We start from the raw sequence: 26,608 nt of genomic DNA, 5'->3' as shown, positions 1-26,608 counted from the left end.
TCATGAACACTCAATCAAATACGGCGTTCTCGTTATTGGCATTGGCAATAGGTGCCTTTGCCATTGGCACCACGGAATTTTCTCCAATGGGGTTACTTCCGAACATCGCTAACGATTTAGGTATTTCAATTCCAACAGCCGGAATGTTAATTACAGGTTATGCACTTGGTGTAATGCTAGGTGCCCCATTCATGACCCTATGGTTTGGTGGTTTTGCACGACGTAATGCGCTTATTTTACTGATGGCGATCTTTACGGTAGGTAACCTAATCGCAGCGTTTTCACCAAGTTATATGAGCTTATTAGGTGCACGTCTTATCACAAGCTTAAACCACGGTGCCTTCTTCGGGATTGGCTCTGTTGTAGCGGCAAGCATTGTTCCCGCACATAAACAGGCCAGTGCTGTAGCCACCATGTTTATGGGCTTAACTATTGCCAATATTGGTGGTGTACCGTTGGCAACTTGGGTTGGCCAAAACATTGGCTGGCGTATGTCTTTCCTTGCGATTTCCTTGCTTGGTGTGATTACCATGCTCGCTTTATGGAAAGCACTCCCACAAGGGATGGTTGCCCAAAAACCAAATGTGAAAGCTGAATTGAAGGTATTAACGCGTACTCCTGTAGTTCTTGCGCTACTCACTACCGTACTCGGTGCAGGTGCAATGTTTACGCTCTATACCTATATTGCGCCAAGTTTGACTGAGTTTACCCATGCTTCACCGACGTTCATTACGTTTATGTTGGTATTGATTGGTGTCGGTTTCTCAATTGGTAACCATTTAGGCGGACGTTTTGCAGATTTGTCGATTAATAAAACTTTGATTGGTTTCTTGGTTCTGTTAATTGTGATGATGGTGACTTTCCCAATTCTTGCACAAAGCCAGATTGGAGCAGCCATTGCATTAGTGATCTGGGGTGCAGCAACCTTTGCTTTAGTACCACCTTTGCAAATGCGTGTAATGTCAGTTGCTCATGAAGCACCGGGACTTGCCTCTTCAGTGAATATCGGTGCGTTTAACTTAGGTAACGCAGTTGGAGCAGCAGCAGGCGCGTTAGTACTCGATTTAGGTTGGGGTTATAGCGCAGTATCATTTGCTGGAGCATTACTAGCTGGCTTAGGTTTGTTATTGGTTTTATTTCAAATCAAACGCGAAAGTAGCCCTGCACAAGCTTTACAGCAGTGTTCAGATTAATAAAAAAAGCGCCTGATCTCAGGCGCTTTTTTTTAAGCTATTTATTTTAAAATATCTGGTAATTTAGGGTGTTCATAAATCGGACTAGTCACTTCCCGCTTCATTTTAAGCAACATCTGGTAAGGCTGCTGTTGAACAAACATATTTACAAAGCTCAACGGAATTGCACCAGCAGGATCAGCATAACCACTGGTGGTTACTTTCACCTTATTATTTCCAAGTTTCTGGAATGTCCAATCCCCTTCATAGCGTGTTAAGCGCACCACATCAGGTTGTATCGGATAATTTCCACTAATTGCGGTATTTTTAATTGTCACAACACCATTTGCGGCCTTGCTCATTTTTCCTTTTACAACGACATCACGATCTTTCAAAGGAAACGGAAAATCCAACACCATATACAGTGTGAACTCACCTTTTTTCTCATCTTGAGACAACATTTCAACTTTGCCCATATAAGGCACCCACTGGTCAGCACGATTTACATCTAAAATCACAGCAACAGCGCGTTCAAGTGGCACATCAAATGTGGTTTCTGCTTTATATTGAAAGACTGGATTATCAGTTTTTTGATAGGTCCAAACTTTAATATTATTACGGTCTAAGCTGAGTTTAGCTTTTTCAGTAGAAGCAGCCCCCGTCCAGAGACTGCTTAAGCAAAGAAGAGTGGTCAAGGCAATTTGTTTTTTATTCATGTTCTGCTCTATCTTGTTTTTCTCGCTACACATGTAATACGTACAGGGTTTTATACCTGTACGTCGTTCAATCCTAAAACATCTTTCATGTCATATTTACGCGCTTCACGACCCACAACCCATGCAGCAGCTCGTACTGCACCAGCAGCAAAGTTCATACGGTTAGTCGCTTTATGAGTCACTTCAACGCGCTCACCTTCACCAATAAACATCACTGTGTGTTCGCCAACGATGTCACCACCACGAATAGTTTCAAAACCAATGGTTTGACGGTCACGTGGGCCTGTATGCCCTTCACGTCCATACACAGCAACTTCTTTTAAGTTACGACCTAAAGTATCTGCAATTGCTTCGCCCATCATTAATGCTGTACCTGACGGCGCATCTACTTTATGACGGTGGTGAGCTTCAATCACTTCAATATCTACTGTATCGCCAAATACTTTTGCTGCAAGCTCAAGTAACTTGATTGATACATTTACACCTACTGAATAGTTCGCAGCGTAAACCACAGGTATCTGGGTGGCAACTTCGTCTAACTCAGCTTTTTGCTCATCTGACATACCTGTTGTACCAATAACCATGGCAACCCCAGCTTCACGACAAAGCTTTAAATGCTGAGCAGTTGCAACTGGTGCAGTAAAATCAATGATTACATCACAGTCTTTAAGAACTTCTGCTAAGTTTCCTGAAACCTTCACACCCACTGAACCAATACCAGCAAGCTCACCTGCATCCGTGCCCACCAAACTACTTTCCGGACGCTCTACCGCAGCAGCTAATTGATAGCCTGCCTGTTGAACTGCTTGAATAAGCGTACGGCCCATACGACCGCCTGCACCTAAAATACCAATGCGTGGAGCTGCTGACATAATCTTCCCAATCTTCGGTTTTACGTAATTTACCTACTATATCAAAACTCTTTGCTCATCTTAAAAAGTAAAAATTATTTTTTGAGATGAACTGAAATTTAATCTGTTTTCACAAAAGTTAAAGAATTGATCGGCACACTACGAAGCCACGAATGAGAAAAAGATGACTATAAAGGAGTTCAGCATGCATTCGAGAATTATTAGCTTCACAGTGATGATGGGGATTATGAGTTCAGTGGCATTTGCAGAGCCTGCAATCCAGCCAGGAGACACATTAGAAAGTTTATCTAAAGCGCGTATTACAACAAACGTAAATACCCAAACATCAACGCCTACAGCTCAAACAAGCAATGCCAATGCTGACGTTAAAGTTGAAGATATTGACCCGATTATTGGCGAAACTACTGCAGAAGCACCGAAAGTAGCTGTACAGTCACAAGCAGTAGCCGCAACAGTGATCGAAAATGCTCCGACTCTTGCTTCTAGCGAACCGACTGTAAGTGTTAATGATATTGATGTTGCTCACCCTACAGAGTAAACAGACATAATTTTTCTTTTAAGCAGAATAAAAATAATAAGATACATCAGCGCAATAAAAAGGCGGATATTTATAAAATATCCGCCTTCTTTTTAAGTTCTTGTCTAATCAAGTATTAATCAAATAAACGATCAAAGAATGATTTTTTCTTCGGTGAAGAAGCGCTGTCTTCGCCATCAAAAGAAGCTTGCAACTCTTTAAGTAATTCACGTTGGCGAGAATTTAAGTTGACTGGTGTTTCTACCACAATACGGCAAAGTAAATCACCGACCATGCTGCTACGTACTGGACGAACGCCTTTACCACGTAAACGGAATAATTTACCTGTTTGAGTTCCTTCAGGAATTTTAAGGCTAACACGGCCTTCCAAAGTTGGAATTTCAATTTCTTTACCAAGCGCAGCATCAGCAATGCTTACTGGTACATCCATATAAAGATCGGCACCATCACGTTGGAAAATTTCGTGTTCACGAACGACAACTTCAACGTACAAGTCACCTGATTGGCCATCACGAATTGCTTCGCCTTTACCACTCAAACGAACGCGGTCACCATTATCTACACCCGCTGGAATTGTAACTTCCAACGTTTGTTGGCGATCGGCAACACCTGAACCATGACATGCCTGACAAGGGTTTTTAATAATTTTACCTTGGCCACGACACGTACCACATGTTTGTTGTACAGAGAAGAAGCCTTGCTGCATACGAACTTGTCCTGAACCATGACAAGTTTTACAGGTTTCAACATCTTTTGGATTTTTAGAGCCTTTACCATCACACACATCACATGGTGCAGGAGCAGTAAAGGTAATAGTTTTTTTCACCCCTTTTACAGCTTCTTCAAGGGTAAGTTCCATTACATAGCGTAAATCTGATCCGCGACGTTGACGCTGTTGACGTCCACCACCACCGAATGCGCCACCGAAGATATCACCGAACTGGCTAAAAATATCTTCTGCACTAAATCCGCCGAAGCCACCACCGCCCCCGCCAAAGCCACCTTCGAACGCATTATGACCCATGCGATCGTACATGCTACGCTTTTCGCTGTCCGATAAAACTTCATAAGCTTCAGCAGCTTCTTTAAATTTCTCTTCAGCTTCGGCATTGTCAGGGTTTCTATCAGGATGATATTTCATCGCCAATTTACGGTAGGCTTTTTTGATCTCATCATCACTTGCGGTTTTTGAAATGCCTAAAACCTCATAATAATCACGTTTAGCCATTTTTGGCGGTGCTCCTCACGGAATTTTATCAATACTCTATTGCCGACTAAATGGGGGGCTTTAGCCGAATTTACAAGGGGGAAATGTTTAAAAAATAGATATATTAAAAAACTGCCTTATTTTTTAAATATTTAGACAAGCCTTTTAACCATGCATTTAATAGAAATAACCACGCAATAGCGCTAAAAACTACGCCAGCAACCGTAGAGGCTGTGACCCAAAGATTACTATCCCATGCAAAGAAGAAGAGCGGAATGAACCAGACAACAGCAAAAATTGCCATAAATAGAAATAGAATTCCGTTGCGCATAATCCATAGCGCATGCGCATGAATCCAAACTTCTGCATTATCTACAACTGCCACTTTACGAGCGACCAAATAAGCAAAGGCCGCAAAAATAACCGTAAACAATGCAAGAAACATGAACGCATAAGAAATTACTATATAACGGCGATGCTGTTCGATATGGTCTTGCCCCATCTGTATTTCACCTCAATTCACTGCATTTTGCCTATTTTTTATGCAGTGAAATAATCCTGTATTTTTTGTGTAAAGACAGGTGCTACTATATTGGAGTTTTCAATATTTCGCACCTTTATTCACAAAAAATTTATGTATTTTATGCGGTTTTTTTCACCTTAAACCACGCTGCGTAGAGTGCAGGTAGGAAAAATAATGTCAGTAAGGTGGCAACAATCAATCCACCCATGATTGCAACAGCCATCGGACCAAAGAAAATACTTCGAGAAAGTGGAATCATGGCCAGAACTGCGGCTAAAGCAGTCAAAATAATTGGACGGAATCGACGCACTGTCGCTTCAATAATTGCTTCCCAAGTTGGATGTCCAGCTTGTCGGTCCTGCTCAATTTGATCAATCAAAATAAGCGAGTTACGCATGATCATACCAGAGAGCGCAATTGTGCCTAACATGGCCACAAAGCCAAATGGTTTGTTAAATAACAGTAAGAATAAAACAACACCAATTAACCCCAGTGGAGCTGTTAACAGCACAATCGTCGAACGAGACAAGCTTTTGAGCTGAATCATCAGTAATGTCATGACCACTGCCAAAAAGAGTGGCATACCCGCATTCACAGAATTTTGCCCACGTGCAGACTCTTCTACGGTTCCACCCACTTCAATTAGATAGCCACTTGGCAATTCAGCACGTAACTTATCCATTGATTCAGCTAACTCACCAACTACTGTAGCTGGCTGTAGTTGAGTTCGGATATCTGCGCGAACAGTAATCGTCGGTAAGCGGTTACGATGCCAGATCAGACCATCTTCAAACTTATACTCAATTTTCGCGATTTGAGCTAAAGGTACAGTGGTTCCATTGTTCGTTGGCACAGCTAAGCTTGCCAGTGAAGCCACTTCAACGCGCTCTGCTTGGTCCCCGCGTAAACGAATTTCAATCAGTTCACGTTTTTCACGATATTGCTCAATCGCACTACCTGTAATTGATGCATTAATGAAGTTCGCTAAATCCAGACTAGAGACACCCATTTGTCGAGCACGGTCTTGATCAATTTGAATAGAAATAATCTTACTTGGTTCGCCCCAGTCTAAATGCACATTGGTGGTATTCGGGTTCTCGCTGATCACTTTAGCGACTTGCTGCGCTTCTTTACGTACCAGATTTAAATCTTCACCTGACACACGATATTGCAATGGGTAACCAACAGGCGGGCCATTTTCGAGTAATGACACACGTGTACGGACTTGCGGAAGTAATTGCTTAATTTGTGTTTCTAACGAGCGTCGAATGTCATCACGATCATCAAGTGATGATGCGAGTACAACAAACTGAGCAAAGCTGGCTTGCGGCAATTGCTGATCTAAAGGTAAATAAAAACGTGGTGAACCTGTCCCTACATAGGCCACATAGTTATCAATACCCTTTTGTTTAGACAGGAAGTTCTCAACCTTTTTCACAGCTTGTTCTGTTGCTGTTAAAGAAGCACCTTCTTCAAGCTTTAAATCGACTAAAATCTCAGCGCGGTTTGAAGGTGGGAAAAACTGTTGAGGTACCATCTTAAACATAAGTACAGATAGCACGAAAATCCCCACCGTCGTTGCAATCACGGTTTTACGATAGGTCACACAAAACTCGACCATCTTTCTAAAACGTAAATAGAAACTAGATTGATAAGGATCGTAATGATGGTCCTGTGAAATTGCCACAGTTTGCGGTTGCGGTTTTTTCGTTAATCTTGCCCATAAGCGAACATACCAAGGCACCTGATGTCCTAACTTAGTAAAATCTGGTAATAGCTTTTCACCTAAATAAGGTACGAATAGAACTGCTGCAATCCAAGATACTAATAAAGCAATGGTCACGACCTGAAAGATAGAACGCGTGTATTCACCTGTACTAGACTGAGCCGTAGCAATCGGTAAAAAACCTGCCGCAGTAATGAGGGTGCCGGTTAACATTGGAAATGCGGTAGTTTTCCACGCAAATCCGGCGGCTTTAATTCGGCTATAGCCCTGCTCCATCTTAATGGCCATCATCTCAACGGCGATAATCGCGTCATCGACTAACAGACCTAACGCCAAGATCAAAGCACCAAGTGAAATCTTATGCAGTCCGACATCGAATAAACTCATACCGGCAAAGGTCATTGCTAAAACTAAAGGAATAGAAAAAGCAACCACCAATCCCGTACGGAAGCCTAAAGAGAAAAAACTCACTAACAAGACAATAATGACTGCTTCAGCGAGTACCTTCACAAACTCATGAATACTGCGTTGTACTGCTACAGGTTGGTCAGAAACTTTTTGCAATTTCATGCCGAGTGGCAAGGTCTTTTGTAATTGGGCAAATTCTGTTTCTAAATTTTTACCAAGGGCAATAATGTCACCGCCTTTACGCATCGAAACAGCAATGCCAATACCATTTTCACCCATGAAACGCATACGTGGCTGAGCAGGTTGACTAAAACCACGGTAGACATCAGCGACGTCACCAAGCTGAATGGTTTTATCACCGACCAATAAAGGTGTTTTTTTAATTTCATCAATGTTTTGTAGATGACCACTTACTCTAATTTGAATACGGTCTGTGCCTGTTTCAAAAAAACCTGCACTTGCCATACTATTTTGCTTTTGTAAGGCTTCTTGAATCGCTGTAACTGGAATTCCGAGCTGTACCGCTTTAGTGTTAGAAATCTCAACCCAGATTTTCTGATCTTGTAGACCAATCAATTCGACCTTACTGACATCTTTGACTCGTTGAAGCTGTAATTGCAAACGATCTGCATATTCTTTCAAAAGTGCATAATCAAAGTCTTTGCCTGTCAATACATAAATATTACCGAAAGTGTCCCCAAATTCATCGTTAAAAAATGGGCCTTGTACACCGTTTGGCAGTTCATGGCGAATATCATTCACCTTCTTACGGACGTTATACCAAACGTCAGGGATCTGTGCCGATGTCAGCGAGTCCTTGGCAACAAACGTAACCATCGACTCACCCGGGCGGGAGTAAGCCATGATCTTGTCATACTGCCCTGTTGTCATGAGTTCCTTTTCGATACGGTCAGTCACCAGCGTTGAAACTTCTTTCGCTGTTGCTCCAGGCCAATAGGTTTGTACAACCATAACTTTAAAGGTAAATGGTGGATCTTCACTTTGTGAAAGTTTTGAATAAGAGATCGCGCCGATAATGCCAAGTAACAGCATAAAATAAAAGACGATACCTTTATTATTTAACGCCCATTCCGAGAGATTGAATTTCATGGCTGGGTTGCTCCCTGAATTTTCACCGCACGGTTTTCACGATCAATCGGGTGAATCTTCTGTTTATCACGTAGCAAATGTACACCGCCAATCACAACCCAATCATTTGGAGCCAAGCCAGATAATACAGGTACACTATCTTTGCCATATGCACCAACCGTAACAGGTACTTTACGCAAAGTCTGGTTCGCATTAACGACCCATACATAAGGCTGATTATCTGTTGCTGAAACACTCGAAAGTGGCACACTCATCACATTGGTTTGAGTCGAACTAAAAAATACACGTGCACTTTGTCCAAGCTGAATAACAGATTGACCTTCTTTAAGTGCTACCTTGACTGTAAAAGTACGAGACTGATCCGCTGCAGGAGAAACTTCACGTACATAACCAGCAAATTTTTCATTCGGTTTAGACCACAAGGTAATCCAAGCGGCTTGACCAACTTTAATCTCGGTAACCGCTTGTTCAGGAACACCAATAACAACTTCACGCTCTCCATCAATTGCAAGTTGATAAGCAGCTTGTCCTGCTGCAACCACTTGTCCAATTTCTATATTTCGCGCAGTAATTACCCCGTTTTTATTAGAAACGAGTTGGTTATAACCAGTTTGGTTGGCAGAAACTTCATAATTAGAACGAGCTTGCTGTAGTGCCGCTTGTGCCGCATCGTATTGATTTTTTACCGTATCGAATTGCGAACGGCTCACTGCATTAATAGGGAGTAATTGTTGAAAACGTTTAAGTTCATCTGCTGCTGTTTTCGCTGAAGCCTGTGCATTATCCAGTTGGGCTTTAGCAGCATTTAATTGTAACTGCGCATCTGCCACATCGAGTTTTGCTAATACTTGTCCAACTTTAACTCGGTCGCCTACATCCACATAGCGTGCAGTAACTTGTCCACCAACCCGAAATGCCAAAGCCGTTTGTTGTCTAGCCTGCACATCCCCTGCATAGCTTTTTTGTTCATTGAGTGTGGTTAATGGTTGCGCCACCATCACATAGGGTATTTCTTCTGTTTTGGGTGCTTCTTTACTGCATCCCATTAATGTGACCGTACAAACAATCACCATACTCATGATGAGAGGTTTTAACAGATTCATATCTTATCGCTCTTATTCAAACTGATTTTTTAAGGCACAATATGCTTGCATCATAGTTTGTTTGTTTTTTAATTAATATACCTATGGGTACATTAATTAAAAAAAACTTATAAATATTTATTTTTTTAAACTTTTATTAGAGGATTTTGTGCAAACAGTTAATCAAAGTGGTCGCCCCAAAGATCTGGAAAAGCGTGCTCGTATCCTACAAGCCGCGAAAGCTATTTTTTTAAAATCCGGTTATCACGGTACTAGCATGAACCAGATTGCACAGGAAGCCGGCGTTACTAAACTCACGGTTTATAACCACTTTCAAGATAAAGTGAATCTATTTATCTGTGCGATTACAGAAACTTGTGAAGAGACACTGGATACTAAACAATTTGACTTAGATACATCAGCAGACTTCTATCAAACACTCTTTATCGTATGTTCACGTGCTTTGCAGATTATTTATTCACCTGAAGCATTAAAGCTTGATCACGTATTATTAGAGCTTGCAGCAGAACAGAGCCCACTCGCCCTACAGTTTTTTGATGCATCACATACTCGACTGCAAAATCAATTAGCCGCATTCTTCCAAAAAGCGGCTGAATTAGGTTTTATCCAAGCCGATAACCCAACCTATCAAACCGAGCTTCTTTTGTCTTTATTGCTTGGTGTACGTCATCACAAGGTTTTACTGGGCATTACTGCTGCCCCAAATGCTCAGGAGCTAGAGCAAATTATTCGCGATGCAATTCATTTATTCTTACTCAAATATGGGAGTTAAACCAAAGTCCGATTGTCAAAAGTTACGCTGAGTGCATGCCAGCTTTTAAGACACTACAAGTGAATTAAATGTTATTTTTTAAGCAAAAATTCACATTTTCTTACGCTCAAAGCTTGGAATGTTTGTTAATCGCGCTATATTCGATAAGAATAAGAACAGGAGAAAATAGCATGGTTCAGCAAATCGATGCGCCACTGCGTGAGGATGTCCGCTTACTTGGTAATTTGTTAGGTGAAACCCTAAAACAACATGCAGGACAAGAACTGTTTAATCAGATCGAGCAAATCCGTGCTCTTGCCAAAGGTGCACGTGATGGTCAAGCTGAAGCCGAAAAGCAATTAGAACAATTATTTTTAGAACTGCCCGATGAAGAGCTATTACCTCTCACCCGCGCTTTTTCTCACTTCCTCAATTTTGCCAATATTGCCGAGCAATATCATGTGGTCCGTAGCCGCAGACAGGCAGAATTTGATTCGGATGCAAACTCTCCGAATCCGCTTGTTCACTTATTTCAAAAATTTAAAGATAAAAGTATTTCAACAGAAAAACTGTTCCAGCAAATTTGTGATCTTAAGATTGAGTTAGTACTTACGGCGCACCCAACTGAAGTGAGTCGTCGTACCCTCATTCAAAAATATGATGATATCAATGCTTGTCTCTCACAACTTGATCAGCAAAAACTTACTCCACGCGAACGTCAAAGTGCACTTGCGAACTTAAAGCAACAAATTAGTTCAGCTTGGCAAACAGATGAAATTAGACAGCACCGCCCTACTCCAGTCGATGAAGCAAAATGGGGATTTGCCACAATTGAGCAAACACTTTGGAATGCTGTACCTAAATTCATTCGCGAGTTAAATGAATTAGTTCAAGAAAACTGTCAACTCAATTTACCACTTAATATTGCACCAGTACGTTTCGCATCTTGGATGGGTGGAGACCGAGATGGTAACCCAAATGTTACTCATCAAATTACCCAAGAAGTACTCTGGTTATCACGCTGGCAAGCTGCCGACCTCTATTTAAGAGATATCGAAAATTTACGTTGGGAACTTTCAATCCAGACTTGTTCTGAAGAAATGATTCAAGCAATTGGTAGCCAACATGCAGAACCTTATCGTGAATATTTACGTGCAACACGCGAGCGTTTAAAAGCAACTCGCCACTGGTTAGCTCAGCGTTTACAAGGCTTAGAAGCAGACGACAGCAATGTCATTAAAAGCAAAGACGAACTCTTACAGCCTTTATTGCTGTGCTACCGTTCTTTAATCGACAGTAACCTACCTGAAATTGCGAATGGTCAGCTTCTCGACTTCATCTATCGTGTGAACTGTTTTGGTATTGAACTACTTAAACTCGACATTCGCCAAGAATCAGGCCGTCATCGCCAAGCAATTTCAGCAATTACTGAATATTTAGGTTTAGGTAATTTTGAATCATGGACTGAGCAAGCACGCCAAAACTTCCTCATTCAAGAATTACAAAGTAAGCGCCCGCTTTTACCGAAATATATTAATGAACCTGAGGGCAGTTTAATTGGTCATCCAGATGTTCAAGAAGTATTTGCAACCATGCGTACTTTGGCAGACCAACCGCCTGAATCCTTAGGGGCATATATTATTTCGATGGCTGAATATCCAAGTGATGTTTTAGCTGTGTTGTTATTGCAAAAAGAAGCAGGTATTCAACACCCTTTACGTGTAGTTCCTCTATTTGAAACTTTAAAAGATTTAGATGGCGCTGCAACTACCATGAATACGCTGTTCAATATGCATTGGTATAAACAGCACATTCAGGGTAAACACGAAGTCATGATTGGCTACTCCGACTCTGCAAAAGATGCTGGTTTCATGTCTGCCAACTGGGCGCAATATCGTGCTCAAGAAGAGCTAACAGCAATTGCTCAAACACACGGCGTACAGTTGACATTATTCCACGGTCGCGGCGGTTCAATTAGCCGTGGTGGCGCACCAACCCAACAAGCTCTATTCTCGCAACCTCCTGGTTCAATTTCTGGGGCAATCCGTGTCACAGAACAAGGTGAAATGATTCGCTTCAAATTCGGTCTAGAAGGTATTGCCATGCAAAACCTTGAAATCTATACCGCAGCAACACTTGAAGCGACCTTATTACCACCACCAGAACCTAAAACTGAATGGCGTGAACTCATGAACCGCATGACTGATCATTCTGTTAAGGTCTACCGTCAAACAGTTCGTGAAAACCCACATTTTGTGAAGTATTTACGTACGGTTACCCCTGAGCTTGAATTACAAATGTTACCTTTAGGCTCGCGTCCTGCAAAACGAAAAGTGAGTGGCGGCATTGAGTCTTTACGTGCGATTCCATGGGTATTTGCTTGGACACAAATCCGTTTGATGTTACCTGCATGGCTAGGTACTGGCGCAGCAATTAATGAAGTGATTGCCGATCAGCAAAAAGCAACGCTTGATGAAATGCTCCAGCAATGGCCTTATTTCCAGACGCTGATTGATATGCTGGAAATGGTATTGTCTAAATCCGATGCCAACATTGCACTCTATTACGAGTCTCATTTGACTGAAGATGAAGATTTAAAAGTGCTCGGTAATCAATTACGTCAACGACTAAAAGATGCTGTTGAAACGCTACTTAAATTGAAAGATGAATCAAAGCTTCTGAGTAACAACGAGGTTCTTGATCAATCTATGCAGGTTCGTAAACCATACTTACTTCCTTTGCATCTTTTACAGGCTGAACTCATGAAGCGTCGTCGTGATTATCTTGCTGAGCGTCAGGCAGAAAACACCCCTGTTGACCATGCACTTATGGTGAGTATTGCGGGTATCGCTGCTGGCTTACGTAATACAGGCTAAGCTAATTTTACCAATTGTTTTATAAAGCAGTGCATCTTGATGTGCTGCTTTTTACTTACAAAATTCTCTATTTTTCTTAAATTTTCCCCGATTTTCTATTTTTTTGAATATTTTTTAAAAATCATAAAATTAATATTTATGAGAAAAAAATAACTAAATACGCACATTTAGTTTTTTTAAAATTATACCAATCGTTAAAAAATAATTACTTTTCACTCATATACTTCTCTGTAGAGATTAAATGCACTCTCAAGAAAGAGTATCATGGCAGCAATTAAAGAATAATGAGCTTATTTTATGTCCAATTGGTTTCCAAAATGGCAGCCTTACCAAGGTGATATTGACCATCGGCCAGTCTCTACCAATGAATATCTCCCACCCGTTCAAAGTGCTGTTTTGGGTATTCAACATGCATTTGCCATGTTTGGAGCAACTGTTTTAGCACCTTTACTCATGGGTTTTAATCCTAACCTTGCTATTTTAATGTCTGGCATCTGTACCATCTTGTTCTTTTTAATTACAGGTGGTCGTGTTCCGAGTTATTTAGGATCAAGTTTTGCCTTTATTGGGGTGGTTGCAGCTGCAACTGGGCATATTACAGGTTCAGGTGCCAATCCAAATCTATCTATGGCTTTAGGTGGAATCGTAGCATGTGGCGTTTTTTATGCCATTATCGGTTTTATTGTGATGCTTACGGGTACACGCTGGATTGAAAAACTCATGCCGCCTGTCGTGACTGGCGCCATTGTGATGATTATTGGTCTGAACCTTGCTCCTGTTACGATTAAAGGTGTTGCAGGCCAACCATTTGAAATGTGGATGGCCTTAATTACCGTACTTTGTATGGGTAGTATTGCAGTCTTTACTCGTGGCCTGTTGCAACGCTTGCTTCTGTTGATTGGTTTGATCTTGGCTTATGTGATTTATGCCCTCACCACCAATGGGCTAGGTTTAGGTAAACCAATCGATTTTAGCCAGATCTCACAAGCCGCATGGTTTGGGATTCCAAGCTTTTCGCATCCTACTTTTGACACGAATGCTATGCTAATTATTGCGCCAGTTGCGCTCATCTTAGTAGCAGAAAATCTAGGACATATTAAAGCTGTTGGCGCGATGACTGGTGAAAACTTGACTCCACAATTAGGTAAAGCATTTGTTGCAGATGGTTTGGCAACAACGCTTTCTGGTAGTGTCGGCGCTCCAGGGATGACCACTTACGGCGAAAACATTGGTGTGATGGCAGTCACTCGTGTGTACTCAACCATTGTTTTCGTCATCGCTGGTGTCTTCGCCATTTTCTTGGGTTTATCTCCAAAATTTGGTGCGGTAATTAGTACGATTCCAAGTGCTGTTTTAACAGGTGCATCTATTGTCGTGTTTGGTTTAATTACCATTGCCGGTGCAAAAATCTGGATTGAAAACAAAGTTGATTTTTCTAACAATAAAAATCTAATTGTTGCTTCAGTCACGATTATTTTAGGTGCCGGTAACTTTGAATTATTGTTCGGTAACTTCAATTTAGGTGGTATTGGTACCGCAACTTTTGCAGCCATTATTTTAAATTGGCTGTTTAGTTTAAAAGATAAAATCTAAATTCAAAAAGGCAGCGCAAGCTGCCTTTTTTTATTACGATTTAGTATGATGACTTTTTAGCCTTCAATACGTTCCCTGTCATGCGTTTTGATTTTTTTGATTTACAGCTGGTTCTTCATATTGTCTCTACGGGTAGCCTAACCAAAGGTGCAGACCGCTCTGCAATTTCACTTCAAGCTGCCAGCGAACGCATCAAAAAACTCGAACAATATTTTGAAACGCCCTTATTTATTCGCCACACGACGGGAGTGGAACTCACCACAGCTGGACATGCATTTGTAGAGCATGCTCGTCAGCTTTTAGCTCAAAAAGATCAACTCGAACAAGAAATGCAGCGGTTCAGACAGCCGACAACAGAAGCATTAACACTTTGGTGTAACTCTTCCGCACAAAGTGAATATTTGCCTCCGTTATTACCACAATATTTGGTGCTTCATCCCGAAATGAACATTGATTTACACGAGGCAGAAAGTTCAGAAATTGTAGAGGCATTAACGCAAGGAGTTGCAAATCTTGGGCTGGTCTCAAGTTTTTTTGATACCCGCCATTTGCAAACTAAGGAATTTGCTAGTGATCCATTAGTTCTGATTTGTCCTCCTACTCACAATTTAGCTCAACACCAAGAGCTGAATTTGGTAGAGGCTTTAAGTTATGGTTTTATTGGTCTTAAACCCCACCATTCGTTGCAACAGTCCATCGAAACTCAAGCTAAGCTATTGGGCTTTAACATACAGTACCGTTTGCGCTTACCTAATTTTGGGGCGATTGCTGAGGTAGTCGCCAAAGGTGTCGGAATTGCGATTATGCCAGCTCGTGCCGCACAGCGTTTGCAATCAAACTACAATTTTCATTCCATTCAACTGCAAGGCGCGTGGGCAAATCGCAAACTACTTTTGGCGACCCAAAATTTTAACCAGCTGCCTAGCAGTTACCAACAGTTTGCAGATTTTTTATTGCAGCATCGTCCTGAAAAATTGGCTTAATGCAAAATCATATAAAGACCTAATGACACCAAACCTATAAAAAAGATACGGCGAAATAACTGCTCATTTAACCGATAACGGATTTTTTTACCTAACCACATTCCAACGAGAGCCGCCAATAATGCAGCAAAAGATAAACGATAATCCAATGTCATTCCCGACATAGGGTTGTGGTGTAAAAAGACTGCAAGACAAATGGTAGAGACAGTAAACGTTAGTCCTAAAGCCTGAACCAACTCATCACGCTTTAAATGTAAAGACTGCAAATAAGGAACGATTGGAATAATAATGACACCAGTTGCTACAGTCACTGCCCCGCCGATATATCCAATAATCGGTGATAGCCAACGTTCATACTTCCCTAAGTGTGGAAGTTTCTTCACGCACAGACCATAGAGTCCATATAAGGCCAACATACAGCCCAATAAAATTTCACTACTATGCCCATGACTTTGACTTAAAGTGGGTAGAAAGCTCCATATTGAGCCCACAACAATGCCCGCAAGCAACGTCCAGAAACGGCGAATAAAAGCCCAGACATGTCCTTCAGCAAAAAGTTGCCAGACATTGGTGACCATTGAAGGAACTATCAGAAGAGAAGCTGCCTGAAAAGGGCTCATTGCGATGGTCAGTAAGCCCATAGATACTGCGGGCAATCCTAAACCAATCATGCCTTTAATCATGCCAGCGAAGGCAAAGACCACCATAATAATTGCTAAAAAAGTCACTGTTTATCTCCGATTCCTTAAAGGATATGCTACGGAAAAAACAGGTATTGCCCTATTCTTGTTTTTAGAAGTAGGCCTCAATTAAAAGTTGAGGCTGTTTTATATTTCTCTTCTAATACATTGCTAAAAATACTTTCGATCATCCATACACGATACAAGCTATTAAATACGTAGCTCTGACCATCAATACGCAGCTCTAAAACTGGCAAATCAGGCTGATGCTTGTCTTTGCAAAGTGCATCATTCTGCTCCAAAACAGATTGCACATCTTGGTCGGTTAGCTGCTCAATCCCAAGTTGTTGCTGTAACTGTTGGAAATGTTTTAAGAAAGATAAATCTTTTCCTTTTGTCCAAACTGCCTGCAATATCGTAAAAATTGTATCGATTTGCTGATTCTCTTGCACACTATAGAAAAGCTTTGCCATCTCTAATGTGCTTTCCTCAGTAGGGCGACAAAATGGTGTAAAGGCCACACCTGTTCGTTTAGAAACACGTGTCGCCAAACTCCAGTCAAACCAGTCTCGACCTTGATAACTTAAAGGGTAAACTTTTAGTTGAATATCATAATAATCAGCCAGTTCTTCCTTAATATAGGCAAGTAACAGCCAACTCATTGGATCTTCTAAAGCAATATAGATATCAAGCTCAGGATGAAGGGTCTGAATCTCGGTAAGTGCTTCAGCATCATTAATCAAATGTTCACGCCATTCGATATGATTAATTAAAAAAATTGGATTGCCCGTCAGTAACTTTTGCTGCTTCAGACGACGAGTTAAACGTAATAAATCATCTACTGCGTGATATTTACGTCCACCAAATTCAAAGTATGCCGCAGGTACAGGCTCATCCGTAAAAATGCGTTCTGAAAAATGTTGAGGAAGCTGATGTTTAACTGCCATAGCATGTAAAGTACGCAACTTTCCATATTGTTGCTGCCAAAGCATGTGGAAAATATCTTCTAGTAAATGGAAGAAATTCTGACCTTGTAATGGGGTTCTTTTTAATATGACTGCCGCTTGTTTTAAAGATTCTGGGCTTGGGATTTCTGGAAATTCATCAAAACCGAAACGATGTTGTTTGGCTAATATCTTGGCATCATTCAGACAATAATTCTGCCACTCTTCATGCGACATGCTGTTTGGAGGTTCAGAAGCCGTATGGGAAATAATAATTTTTAAAGGCTTAAGTTCATCACTTAAAATTTCATCTAGCTGAGACAATTGCTGAACAGCCAAATAGCTATACACATCATCAAGTCGTAAATAAATACTTAAACCATTTTCCGTGGGTAACACCGCTTGACGAGAAGGCTTTTGGTAAAACCAGCTCGATCGAATAGGGTCAAACCAACGGCGTAGCAGTGACATGAGTTGTGCCTCTAAAAATAAATCCTAAGCGAGATCAAAGATTGTTTTGATCATAATGCAAGGTAAAACAGTAGTCGAGATTGAAATATAACTACCTTAGTTCACGCAGAAAATAAGTCATGTTTTTAGCAAGTTTCTACGTAGGTGAAGATTTTATCACCATTTTATGGCAAACCCATAGAATGATCTAAAAACACCTTTTTCTACAAGCTGATTTTTTTTACCAGACATGAAAAATGCACCCTTAACATGATAGCAATTCATCGTGTTAAAGGGTGCATGATTCCTAATCAATTATTAAAATTGAATATTTTATAGAACGCGTACAGCTCCTTTCGCTGCACTTGTTGTATGCATTGCATAAACTTTTAACGCTTTTGATACTTTACGTTTACGTTCTTCTTTCGGATGCCAGCCTTTCGCTTCTTGCACTGTACGACGATGTGCCATAGTCGCATCATCAACGTTTAAGTGAATGGTACGGTTTGGAATATCGATTTCAATGGTATCGCCATCTTCAACCAAACCAATTGCACCACCTTCAGCTGCTTCTGGTGAAACGTGACCAATCGAAAGACCTGATGAACCACCAGAGAAACGACCATCTGTTACCAATGCACAGTCTTTTCCTAAACCTTTCGATTTAAGATAGCTAGTTGGGTACAGCATTTCTTGCATGCCTGGACCACCACGTGGACCTTCATAACGAATCACAACAACATCACCAGCTTTAATGTCATGACCCAAAATTGCATCTACAGCTGCATCTTGGCTTTCAAATACACGTGCTGTGCCCGTAAATTTCAAGATTGATTCATCAACGCCTGCAGTTTTCACGATACAACCATCAAGCGCAATGTTGCCGTATAGAACAGCTAAACCACCATCTTTAGAGAATGCATGTTCTGCATTACGGATAACGCCTTTTTCACGGTCGCCATCTAACGTTGAATAATAGCGATTTTGCGAGAATGCAACTTGAGTTGGAACACCACCTGGTGATGAACGATAGAATTCATAAACGTCTGCATCTTCAGTACGAATAATATCCCACTTATCCAACGCATCTTTTAAAGTTTTCTCGTGTACAGTCGGTACAGATACGTCAAGCAACTTCGCACGATCAAGTTCGCCCAAAATAGCCATAATACCGCCAGCACGATGAACATCTTCCATATGAACGTCTTGTTTTGCAGGTGCTACTTTCGACAATACAGGAACTCGACGTGATAACTCGTCAATATCGTCCATTGTAAAATCAACTTCTGCTTCACTTGCCGCAGCCAATAAATGCAGAACGGTATTGGTTGAACCGCCCATTGCAATATCAAGGGTCATCGCATTTTTAAATGCAGCCTTTGTTGCAATCGAACGAGGTAAAATACTTGCATCTTCTTGTTCGTAATAGCGCTTAGCCAATTCAACAATAAGTTGGCCTGCTTTTAAGAATAGTTTCTTACGGTTTGCATGTGTCGCAACAATCGAACCATTACCCGGTAAAGATAGACCTAAAGCCTCGGTTAAACAGTTCATTGAGTTTGCAGTGAACATCCCTGAACATGAACCACAGGTTGGACATGCCGAACGTTCGAATTCTTCAACTTCTTCGTCTGTATAACTTTCATCAGCCGCAACAACCATTGCATCAACAAGGTCAATCGCTTTTTCATTACCGCGGAACTTAACCTTACCAGCTTCCATTGGTCCGCCAGACACGAAAACAACAGGAATATTCAGGCGCATCGCAGCCATGAGCATTCCCGGAGTAATTTTGTCACAGTTAGAAATACATACCATTGCATCAGCACAATGTGCATTCACCATATATTCAACTGAATCAGCAATCAAATCACGTGATGGTAATGAATAAAGCATGCCGTCATGCCCCATTGCGATCCCGTCATCTACTGCGATCGTATTGAACTCTTTAGCAACACCACCTGCTGCCTGAATTTCTGCTGCGACAAGCTGCCCTAGATCTTTAAGATGTACATGGCCCGGCACAAATTGGGTAAATGAGTTGACCACCGCAATAATCGGTTTGCCGAAATCCTCATCTTTCATTCCTGTTGCACGCCATAAGCCACGTGCGCCAGCCATATTTCTTCCGTGTGTAGATGTTTTTGAACGATAGTCAGGCATTAGTGTTTCCAACAAGTTGTGCTTGAGCGGAATTTTTCCCGCTCTGGCGGATGATACTGATATAGCGTTAGATCAGTCGGAATATTGACTCATCATCATAATTTGATCATTCTCCATTCTATAGAAGCAAATAATATTCTGAAAGCCAAGAACAGTAATAGACAGTCAATATTTAGCAAAACTTACATGAATAATTTTTTATTTTTTCATAACCTTTTTTTATCAATAAAAGTTTTTCAATAATTTTTTGTTCACTATTTAAAAACTAAAATGCTCAATCGCCATGAGTTTAGGGCTTCAATCGTTTTTCACGTATACTACGCCTAAACTCTTTTTGGATTGCATTTGTGAAAATTATTTTTGCTGGCACCCCCGAATTTGCTGCAACAGCATTGGCGGCTTTATTAAAAACTTCCCATGAAATTATCGCGGTTTATACTCAGCCAGATCGTAAATCGGGTCGTGGACAAAAACTAACGCCATCTCCCGTAAAACAGCTTGCGCTTGAACCTGGTATCCCTGTTTATCAACCTCTTCACTTCAAAGCTTCAACCGAAGAAGGTTTAGCAGCTCAACAAGAACTTGCAGCTTTAGGCGCAGATGTGATGGTGGTTGCAGCCTATGGTTTAATTCTTCCACAAACTGTGCTCGATACACCTAAATATGGTTGTTTAAATATTCACGGTTCATTATTACCACGCTGGCGTGGAGCAGCACCAATTCAACGTGCGATTGCAACGGGTGATGACGAAACTGGTATCACCATCATGCAAATGGCTGCCGGTTTAGATACAGGCGATATGATGTATAAAACATACTGCCCAATCACAGCCGAAGATACCTCAGCGACTTTGCATGACAAACTCGCAGCTCAAGGTGCAACAGCAATTTGTACGGTACTTGAGTCAGAAGAAACACTACAAAAATATTTGGCAGAACGCGAAGTTCAAGACGAAAGCTTAACGGTCTACGCTCATAAGCTTGTAAAATCAGAAGCTCGTATTGATTGGTCAATTGATGCTACCCAAATTGACCGAAATATTCGTGCATTCAACCCTTGGCCAGTTGCCTTCATTCAGTTAGATGAAAATAATGCTCTGCGTGTCTGGAATTCTCTAGTTTCTAGCCAAAGCAAAGCGAATGCTCAAGCTGGTGAAATTATTGCAATCGATAAACAAGGTGTGCACGTTGCTTGCGGTGAAAATACGTTTATTTGTCTGACTAGCGTGCAGTGGCCGGGTGGTAAAGCATTAAACGCTCAACAAATTGCACAAACTCAAAAACTTCACGTAGGACAAATTTTGCCATGAGCCAGGTTACCTCAAATTCGTCACGTTTTAACCTGCGTGCTCAAGTCGTCCAGACATTATTAAAAGTTCAGCAAGGCCAATCACTCGCTAGTATTTTAAATACACAGCTGAATCAGGTCGCAGAGCGTGATCGCGCTTTGTTTCACGAACTTGTTTTAGGTACATTGCGCCAATGGTTTGCTCTTAAATCAATTAGCCTACCTCTACTCAGCAAGCCTTTAAATAATGAGACAGTAGAAACCTGTCTTTATGTTGGTCTTTATCAAGTTTTATGCACGCGTATTGCAGCGCATGCCGCTATTTCAGAAACAGTAGATGCGACAAAACAACTTGGATTCCCTGCACTCAGCGGCATTGTGAATGCAATTTTACGCAGAGCTACTCGTGAAACTGATGACTTTCAGCAAGGTTTACAGCAGGCGCATGGCTTACCAAGTTGGCTTTTCAAACGCTTAAAAAAGGATTGGGGTGAACAAACGGAATCTCTCTGCCAATCTTTGAAGCAAGTCGCGCCTTTAACCTTAAGGGTGAACCAGCGTCATATTGGCCGCGATGCTTATTTAGCAAAATTACAGAGTTTAGAAATTCAGGCACGTGCATGTACTTTGTCTGAGGCAGGTATTGTTCTTGAACAACCTGTACAAATTACTCAACTACCCGGTTTTGAACAAGGTTGGTTTTCTGTACAAGATGAACACGCTCAGCTTTGCGCAACATTATTGCCAGATTTGAACGATAAAATAGTAGTTGATGCATGTGCTGCCCCAGGTGGAAAAACTGCTCATTTACTTGAAAAATTTAAACCTGCTCAGCTCATTGCGATTGATCAGGACCCAAGCCGTTTATTGCGTGTAACTGAGAACTTAAATCGCTTAGCACTTGATCAAAGTCATACAGAGATTTTGGCAGCCGATGCAACTCAATGGGTACCTGCACAGCCAGTAGATTGTATTGTGCTCGATGCACCTTGCTCTGCTACAGGGGTTATTCGTCGTCATCCTGACATACGCCTATTACGCCAATCTAGTGATATAGCTCAAACCATTGAGCTACAAAAGCAGATATTGGACCACATGTGGCAACAACTCAAAGTTGGCGGTATATTGCTTTACATCACCTGTTCAATTTTAAAAGCTGAAAATGAACAGCAGATGATGAAATTTTTTGCTGAAAATCCAAATGCAAAAGAGATTAAAATTGAAGCTGATTGGGGAATCGAGCAAACTCATGGCCGACAATTACTGCCAGAAGGGCAGTCTGGTGATGGGTTTTATTATTGTAAAATCCAAAAAATTGCATAAAAAAAGCAGGCTTTAAGCCTGCTTTTTTACTCGATCAGCATTAAAGTGTGTGCTGATCTTTTACTTCTTCTAAAACGTCATCTAACTCTTCAGGATGTTTCGATAAATGGATAATGGATAAAGCCAAGCCACCCCATAAAAACACCATCGAAATTACCATCATCACGATTGCTGAAGTATTCATTATTCTATTCTCCTAGCGATCTTTCATTTTGCTTAAAACGATTGCAACGACTGCACAGAAAATCACACTGCCCCAGCCGAATACACCTTGTAAGCTCATACTATAAGTATCATAGCCATTTTTGATCAAATTAAATACAGTCATACTGAGTGTAGTTAACAAGATTAATGATGTAATGACTGTTAAAGTGAAATCCCATCCCTTACCTAATTGAATAGTTGAGATGCGATTAACGTGATCACGAAGTTCCATTAGAGCAGAACGTTTAAACCAAGCCACGGTAATAATAGAAAGTAAAGCACCGCCAATAATACCGATGTTATTGATAAAGTGGTCAACGATATCAACCAGTTTAATTGCGTTTACACTTGAGAATAAAATAATTGATACAAGCGCACTACCACCACCAATAATGGTTACAGCTTTTTTACGACCCCATTTCAATTTATCTTGCATTGCTGCAATAGGTACTTCCAAAATACTCACCATCGAAGAAATACCAGCGACGAAAAGGGAAGAGAAGAATAAGAAGCCAAATAAATCGGCACCTGCACCTAAACTTGAAATAATTTTAGGGAATGCAATAAATGCTAATCCAATCCCGCCACTCACCACATCTTTAACTTCAGTACCTGCAGCATGTGCCATAAAACCAAGCGCTGCGAAGATACCAATACCAGCCAAAATCTCTGTTGATGCATTTGCAAAACCAACGATTAAACCAGAACCTGTTAAATTCGTTTTTGGTTTCAAATAAGATGCATAAGTCACCATGATCCCGAAACCGACAGAGAGGGAGAAGAAAGTATGGCCATAAGCCGCTAACCAAACTTTATAATCCATCATTGCTGACCAGTTCGGCGTAAAGAAAGCATTTAAGCCTTGAACCGCGCCTGGTAAACGTAATGATTGAATCACTAAAATAGTGAAGAGAATAAATAATAAAGGCATGAAAATCTTATTTGATAATTCCACACCTTTTTTCACACCACCATAAAGAATGATTAAAGTAAGTGCCCAAATCCCAACAATCGGCCAGAATAAATGGCCTACAAACTGTAAATCAAAACCAGTTGCTTTTGTGGTTTGCAAATAGGTATTAAAGAAGAAACCTTCTGGATCACTTCCCCACATTTGGCCAATAGAGAAATAAACATAACTACCAGCCCAAGTGAGTACACTTGCATAGTACAAACCAATGATAATACAGACACAAACCTGCCACCAACCTAAAGTTTCTCCGCCTTTAAATAGGGCACGATAAGCTTTAGGCGGGGAGTTAGTACTACGATGACCTACCGCATAATCTAAAAATAGCAACGGTAAACCAGCAGTAATGAGTGCCAATAGATAGGGAATAAGAAACGCACCGCCACCATTTTCATAAGCAACGTATGGGAAGCGCCAAATATTACCTAAGCCTACAGCCGAACCAACGGCTGCAATAATAAAACCAGATCGTGACGTCCAGTTTTCACGAGAATCTGTCATAGAACACCTAATGTTAAAAGATTACTTATTTTTACTGCTATTGTTGATTGTTATTCCGCATGCAAAAAAAGAACCAAAAAATACTTTTGTGTTTGTAGAAAATAAAAAGCACCTTTTGAGTATTTTTATTCCCTTAACAAACAAGCAAAAATAGAAAATTCTTCCTTAAAGATTTTTGTCCATTTTTTGCCCCTATATAGCTGAACAATACCTGTTTTTATTTCTTTTTACTGTAATTTCCGTCAGAAATTTTACGAATTTTCTGAGTTTTTTTCACAATTGGTTATTTTTCAGCTAATATTTACGTTCTACTACTTGTAGCTCAACATTATTGTTCAATGACATTTTCTGCCAACTCTTAAAAAAGCTCCTTTAATTACTCAACTTATCCACTAATTTATTTTTAACTCTCCAGTTATCAATTAAAATTTAATAAGTCCGATAGGATTGACAAAATTTATACTAAATTTTCTAAAAGATTAAATTCATTTAAATTAGATAGAAAATATTAATTCTTTGAAATAAATAAACTTTTTTAAGGATAAAAAATTTACTCATCTCACACACCTCAGATCTTTATTTTTTATCAATGCATCTGTAGCAAGATGTCTATATCATGCGCTCAAAGATTTCTTTTATGTGGATGTAAAAATGAAAATATTAAAAATATCTTTATTAACGCTCGGGATGGGCTTAAGTGGCTTTGCTCAAGCAGACTTCGTAGGAATAAAAGGAGACGTCAGTTACTGGTTTTATGACGGTAAAGCGAATATGTCTTCTCAATCATCCGAAGATCAAGACTTAGACCAAAAAGGTAGTGCTCAAATCTCATTAGCAGTAGAGCACCCAATTCCATTTATTCCCAATGCCAAAATTCGTTATGTAAATTTAGATACCGAAACTAAATCAGAAACTTTAGGTCAAGCCAATTATAAAGTTGATTTAGATCATAGCGATTTTATCCTCTACTACGAGTTACTAGATAATATCGTAAGTGTAGATGCTGGTCTTGGTGCAACTATATTAAATGGTGATATTACTGCGTACACAGGTAAGCGCGTGGATATTGATAAAACATATCCTATTGCTTATTTGTCAGGTGAAGTAAAACTACCTTTTACAGGCTTAAGTGCTAAAGGTGAAGCAACTTATACAAACTTTGATGATGCGCGAATTACAGATGCACTGGCAGAAGTAAAATATAAATTTGCAGATAACCTACTAATTGATCTTGGCCTAACAGCAGGCTATCGCGTACTTAATATCGACTTAGATGACTACGATAACAATGACCTTAAATTTGAGTTTAAAGGCCCATATGTAGGCTTGGAAGCACATTTCTAAATCAGAGTTTCAGAAATAAAAAAGAACTCTATATGAGTTCTTTTTTATTTAAATCATATCTACATAACCTAAATATTTTCGAATTCTTTGACACCAAGCTTGAATATTTGGATATAGCTCCAAATCAAAACCACCTTCTTCCGCGACATGCGTATATGCATACAAGGCAATATCAGCAATAGTTAATTGATCTCCAACAAGATAGTTGTGATCTACTAAAGCTTTATCCATAATAGATAGTGCTTTATGGCCTTTTGGCTGTAAATTATGGTATTCCTCTATTCTTTCTGGTGGTAACCCTAAATATTTATTAATAAAACGAGCAACTGCAATAAATGGTTCATGACTATACTGCTCAAAGAACATCCATTGGTACATTTTGGCTTTAATAAAAGGATCTGTAGGAATAAATTTTGTTCCTTCAGCCAAGTAACCTAAGATAGCATTCGATTCACTCAGAACGCGACCATCTTCTAGGACTAATACAGGTATTTTTCCATTAGGATTTAAAGATAAAAAATCAGCTGTTTGAGTTTCTTTGTTTAAAATATCAACGTGGATCCATCTATGATTAATATTTAATAAGGAAAGTAATAGTTTTATCTTATAGCAATTACCCGAACCGACATCACCATAAATTATCATAGTTGCTCTTCCCTTATTATGCATACTTAATAGATTAATTTTCTTATTATTTATAGCACAGCTCTTCCTTACTATTTTATATTTATTCCCTACAAATATATTTTTCCCGCGCAATAAAAAAACACCCCCATTCATTAGAATGGGGGTGTTTAGAATAATGAGCTGGCGATGACTTACTCTCACATGGGTAACCCCACACTACCATCAGCGCTAAGAGGTTTCACTTCTGAGTTCGGGAAGGGATCAGGTGGTTCACTCTTGCTATGGTCGCCAGCACAACTGGTATGGATACTTGCTTCGTTTTATTCACTATGTGATACGTTGCGTTTTCCAAATCTTTACAGATTGGGCTGATTGGTCTGATTTTACGTTGTTCATTTTAACTAAGCATTCAACTAAATCAAGTTGCTTTGCATGTTTATGAATCGATTGATGCTTCATATACAACTGCTTGGGTGTTGTATAGTCAAGCCTCACGAGCAATTAGTATTGGTCAGCTTCACATATCACTATGCTTC

21 protein-coding genes and 1 rRNA gene are annotated in these 26,608 nt (G+C 40.3%); 9 read left to right on the top strand and 13 right to left on the bottom strand.

What is annotated here, in order from left to right; all coding sequences use genetic code 11:
• The first annotated feature begins 2 nt into the window (after positions 1 to 2).
• Positions 3 to 1,193 carry an MFS transporter gene (locus KTI79_RS11305; RefSeq protein WP_005066574.1) on the top strand — a complete coding sequence of 397 codons (1,191 nt, stop codon included), beginning with the start codon at positions 3 to 5 and terminating at the stop codon, positions 1,191 to 1,193.
• A 41-nt stretch (positions 1,194 to 1,234) separates the two neighbouring features.
• On the opposite strand, the gene KTI79_RS11300 is transcribed toward KTI79_RS11305, so the two are convergent.
• Together KTI79_RS11300 and dapB are read right to left on the bottom strand one after the other, a co-directional pair.
• On the bottom strand, positions 1,235 to 1,888 hold the full coding sequence (locus KTI79_RS11300; RefSeq protein WP_033849210.1) for an START domain-containing protein: 654 nt from the start codon (positions 1,886 to 1,888) through the stop codon (positions 1,235 to 1,237).
• Between the two features lie 50 nt (positions 1,889 to 1,938).
• On the bottom strand, positions 1,939 to 2,760 hold the full coding sequence (gene dapB, locus KTI79_RS11295; RefSeq protein ID WP_086376003.1) for a 4-hydroxy-tetrahydrodipicolinate reductase: 822 nt from the start codon (positions 2,758 to 2,760) through the stop codon (positions 1,939 to 1,941).
• A 184-nt stretch (positions 2,761 to 2,944) separates the two neighbouring features.
• Between dapB and KTI79_RS11290 the strand changes: the two genes are divergently transcribed.
• Complete coding sequence (locus tag KTI79_RS11290) at positions 2,945 to 3,298, top strand: hypothetical protein (protein WP_199964046.1); 354 nt, start codon at positions 2,945 to 2,947, stop codon at positions 3,296 to 3,298.
• A gap of 115 nt (positions 3,299 to 3,413) precedes the next feature.
• Here KTI79_RS11290 and dnaJ read toward each other — a convergent pair whose 3' ends face one another.
• From dnaJ to KTI79_RS11270, 4 genes are all read right to left on the bottom strand, one after another.
• The gene (gene dnaJ / locus KTI79_RS11285; RefSeq protein WP_086376001.1) at positions 3,414 to 4,526 is read right to left on the bottom strand and encodes a molecular chaperone DnaJ; all 1,113 of its coding nucleotides are present in this window, start codon (positions 4,524 to 4,526) and stop codon (positions 3,414 to 3,416) included.
• Positions 4,527 to 4,629: 103 nt separating this feature from the next.
• A complete protein-coding gene (locus KTI79_RS11280; RefSeq protein WP_005804326.1) occupies positions 4,630 to 5,007 on the bottom strand; it encodes a membrane protein in 378 nt (125 codons plus the stop codon).
• A gap of 139 nt (positions 5,008 to 5,146) precedes the next feature.
• Positions 5,147 to 8,272 carry an efflux RND transporter permease subunit gene (locus KTI79_RS11275; RefSeq protein ID WP_086376000.1) on the bottom strand — a complete coding sequence of 1,042 codons (3,126 nt, stop codon included), beginning with the start codon at positions 8,270 to 8,272 and terminating at the stop codon, positions 5,147 to 5,149.
• Positions 8,269 to 9,375, bottom strand: coding sequence for an efflux RND transporter periplasmic adaptor subunit (locus KTI79_RS11270; protein WP_086375999.1), 1,107 nt, complete (start codon positions 9,373 to 9,375; stop codon positions 8,269 to 8,271). Before KTI79_RS11270 ends, KTI79_RS11275 begins: the two co-directional genes overlap by 4 nt.
• Positions 9,376 to 9,523: 148 nt before the next feature.
• Between KTI79_RS11270 and KTI79_RS11265 the strand changes: the two genes are divergently transcribed.
• The 4 genes from KTI79_RS11265 to KTI79_RS11250 all read left to right on the top strand — a co-directional run bounded on the left by KTI79_RS11265 (position 9,524) and on the right by KTI79_RS11250 (position 15,578).
• Entirely contained in the window at positions 9,524 to 10,147 is a 624-nt protein-coding gene (locus tag KTI79_RS11265) for a TetR/AcrR family transcriptional regulator (RefSeq protein ID WP_086375998.1), read from the top strand.
• Between the two features lie 170 nt (positions 10,148 to 10,317).
• Positions 10,318 to 13,002 (top strand): phosphoenolpyruvate carboxylase, encoded by a 2,685-nt coding sequence (gene ppc, locus KTI79_RS11260; protein WP_086375997.1) that lies wholly within the window; start codon positions 10,318 to 10,320, stop codon positions 13,000 to 13,002.
• Positions 13,003 to 13,299: 297 nt separating this feature from the next.
• A complete protein-coding gene (locus KTI79_RS11255; protein WP_086375996.1) occupies positions 13,300 to 14,595 on the top strand; it encodes a solute carrier family 23 protein in 1,296 nt (431 codons plus the stop codon).
• Between the two features lie 80 nt (positions 14,596 to 14,675).
• Positions 14,676 to 15,578 (top strand): LysR family transcriptional regulator, encoded by a 903-nt coding sequence (locus KTI79_RS11250; RefSeq protein ID WP_086375995.1) that lies wholly within the window; start codon positions 14,676 to 14,678, stop codon positions 15,576 to 15,578.
• Here KTI79_RS11250 and KTI79_RS11245 read toward each other — a convergent pair.
• The 3 genes from KTI79_RS11245 to ilvD all read right to left on the bottom strand — a co-directional run bounded on the left by KTI79_RS11245 (position 15,575) and on the right by ilvD (position 19,815).
• Complete coding sequence (locus KTI79_RS11245; RefSeq protein ID WP_199964044.1) at positions 15,575 to 16,306, bottom strand: sulfite exporter TauE/SafE family protein; 732 nt, start codon at positions 16,304 to 16,306, stop codon at positions 15,575 to 15,577. The two genes, KTI79_RS11250 and KTI79_RS11245, sit on opposite strands and share 4 nt — an antisense overlap.
• Before the next feature lie 77 nt (positions 16,307 to 16,383).
• Positions 16,384 to 17,673 carry a hypothetical protein gene (locus KTI79_RS11240; RefSeq protein WP_086375994.1) on the bottom strand — a complete coding sequence of 430 codons (1,290 nt, stop codon included), beginning with the start codon at positions 17,671 to 17,673 and terminating at the stop codon, positions 16,384 to 16,386.
• A 312-nt stretch (positions 17,674 to 17,985) separates the two neighbouring features.
• The gene (ilvD, locus tag KTI79_RS11235) at positions 17,986 to 19,815 is read right to left on the bottom strand and encodes a dihydroxy-acid dehydratase (protein ID WP_013196516.1); all 1,830 of its coding nucleotides are present in this window, start codon (positions 19,813 to 19,815) and stop codon (positions 17,986 to 17,988) included.
• A gap of 347 nt (positions 19,816 to 20,162) precedes the next feature.
• On the opposite strand from ilvD, the gene fmt reads away from it, so the two are divergent.
• Both fmt and rsmB read left to right on the top strand, forming a co-directional pair.
• Positions 20,163 to 21,125, top strand: a complete 963-nt coding sequence (gene fmt / locus KTI79_RS11230) for a methionyl-tRNA formyltransferase (RefSeq protein WP_086375993.1) — start codon at positions 20,163 to 20,165, stop codon at positions 21,123 to 21,125.
• Positions 21,122 to 22,426 (top strand): 16S rRNA (cytosine(967)-C(5))-methyltransferase RsmB, encoded by a 1,305-nt coding sequence (gene rsmB / locus KTI79_RS11225; protein ID WP_086375992.1) that lies wholly within the window; start codon positions 21,122 to 21,124, stop codon positions 22,424 to 22,426. Before fmt ends, rsmB begins: the two co-directional genes overlap by 4 nt.
• Before the next feature lie 40 nt (positions 22,427 to 22,466).
• Here rsmB and KTI79_RS11220 read toward each other — a convergent pair whose 3' ends face one another.
• Together KTI79_RS11220 and KTI79_RS11215 are read right to left on the bottom strand one after the other, a co-directional pair.
• Entirely contained in the window at positions 22,467 to 22,610 is a 144-nt protein-coding gene (locus KTI79_RS11220; protein WP_002119126.1) for a methionine/alanine import family NSS transporter small subunit, read from the bottom strand.
• 12 nt (positions 22,611 to 22,622) lie between these two features.
• Positions 22,623 to 24,101, bottom strand: a complete 1,479-nt coding sequence (locus KTI79_RS11215) for a sodium-dependent transporter (protein WP_086375991.1) — start codon at positions 24,099 to 24,101, stop codon at positions 22,623 to 22,625.
• Positions 24,102 to 24,740: 639 nt separating this feature from the next.
• Between KTI79_RS11215 and KTI79_RS11210 the strand changes: the two genes are divergently transcribed.
• Complete coding sequence (locus KTI79_RS11210; RefSeq protein WP_086375990.1) at positions 24,741 to 25,445, top strand: TIGR04219 family outer membrane beta-barrel protein; 705 nt, start codon at positions 24,741 to 24,743, stop codon at positions 25,443 to 25,445.
• 48 nt (positions 25,446 to 25,493) lie between these two features.
• On the opposite strand, the gene KTI79_RS11205 is transcribed toward KTI79_RS11210, so the two are convergent.
• Together KTI79_RS11205 and rrf are read right to left on the bottom strand one after the other, a co-directional pair.
• Entirely contained in the window at positions 25,494 to 26,090 is a 597-nt protein-coding gene (locus KTI79_RS11205) for a glutathione S-transferase family protein (RefSeq protein ID WP_086375989.1), read from the bottom strand.
• Between the two features lie 160 nt (positions 26,091 to 26,250).
• Positions 26,251 to 26,365 (bottom strand): 5S ribosomal RNA (rrf, locus tag KTI79_RS11200).
• Positions 26,366 to 26,608 lie beyond the last annotated feature (243 nt).

Source organism: Acinetobacter sp. WU_MDCI_Abxd143, assembly GCF_025514195.1.
In the GTDB taxonomy this organism is placed as follows: Bacteria; Pseudomonadota; Gammaproteobacteria; order Pseudomonadales; family Moraxellaceae; genus Acinetobacter; species Acinetobacter pittii_H.
The sequence above is the reverse complement of the archived record's forward strand: the minus strand, read 5'-3'. Positions and strand labels throughout refer to the sequence as shown.

What these genes read in the sequence shown, in the direction of transcription:
- ppc (WP_086375997.1), top strand. Translation starts at nt 10,318, where the DNA reads ATGGTTCAGCAAATCGATGCGCCACTGCGTGAGGATGTCCGCTTACTT.
- KTI79_RS11215 (WP_086375991.1), bottom strand. Translation starts at nt 24,101, where the DNA reads ATGACAGATTCTCGTGAAAACTGGACGTCACGATCTGGTTTTATTATT.
- KTI79_RS11255 (WP_086375996.1), top strand. Translation starts at nt 13,300, where the DNA reads ATGTCCAATTGGTTTCCAAAATGGCAGCCTTACCAAGGTGATATTGAC.
- KTI79_RS11300 (WP_033849210.1), bottom strand. Translation starts at nt 1,888, where the DNA reads ATGAATAAAAAACAAATTGCCTTGACCACTCTTCTTTGCTTAAGCAGT.
- KTI79_RS11275 (WP_086376000.1), bottom strand. Translation starts at nt 8,272, where the DNA reads ATGAAATTCAATCTCTCGGAATGGGCGTTAAATAATAAAGGTATCGTC.
- KTI79_RS11205 (WP_086375989.1), bottom strand. Translation starts at nt 26,090, where the DNA reads ATGATAATTTATGGTGATGTCGGTTCGGGTAATTGCTATAAGATAAAA.
- ilvD (WP_013196516.1), bottom strand. Translation starts at nt 19,815, where the DNA reads ATGCCTGACTATCGTTCAAAAACATCTACACACGGAAGAAATATGGCT.
- KTI79_RS11290 (WP_199964046.1), top strand. Translation starts at nt 2,945, where the DNA reads ATGCATTCGAGAATTATTAGCTTCACAGTGATGATGGGGATTATGAGT.
- KTI79_RS11280 (WP_005804326.1), bottom strand. Translation starts at nt 5,007, where the DNA reads ATGGGGCAAGACCATATCGAACAGCATCGCCGTTATATAGTAATTTCT.
- rsmB (WP_086375992.1), top strand. Translation starts at nt 21,122, where the DNA reads ATGAGCCAGGTTACCTCAAATTCGTCACGTTTTAACCTGCGTGCTCAA.
- dnaJ (WP_086376001.1), bottom strand. Translation starts at nt 4,526, where the DNA reads ATGGCTAAACGTGATTATTATGAGGTTTTAGGCATTTCAAAAACCGCA.
- KTI79_RS11305 (WP_005066574.1), top strand. Translation starts at nt 3, where the DNA reads ATGAACACTCAATCAAATACGGCGTTCTCGTTATTGGCATTGGCAATA.
- KTI79_RS11250 (WP_086375995.1), top strand. Translation starts at nt 14,676, where the DNA reads ATGCGTTTTGATTTTTTTGATTTACAGCTGGTTCTTCATATTGTCTCT.
- KTI79_RS11240 (WP_086375994.1), bottom strand. Translation starts at nt 17,673, where the DNA reads ATGTCACTGCTACGCCGTTGGTTTGACCCTATTCGATCGAGCTGGTTT.
- KTI79_RS11270 (WP_086375999.1), bottom strand. Translation starts at nt 9,375, where the DNA reads ATGAATCTGTTAAAACCTCTCATCATGAGTATGGTGATTGTTTGTACG.
- dapB (WP_086376003.1), bottom strand. Translation starts at nt 2,760, where the DNA reads ATGTCAGCAGCTCCACGCATTGGTATTTTAGGTGCAGGCGGTCGTATG.
- KTI79_RS11220 (WP_002119126.1), bottom strand. Translation starts at nt 22,610, where the DNA reads ATGAATACTTCAGCAATCGTGATGATGGTAATTTCGATGGTGTTTTTA.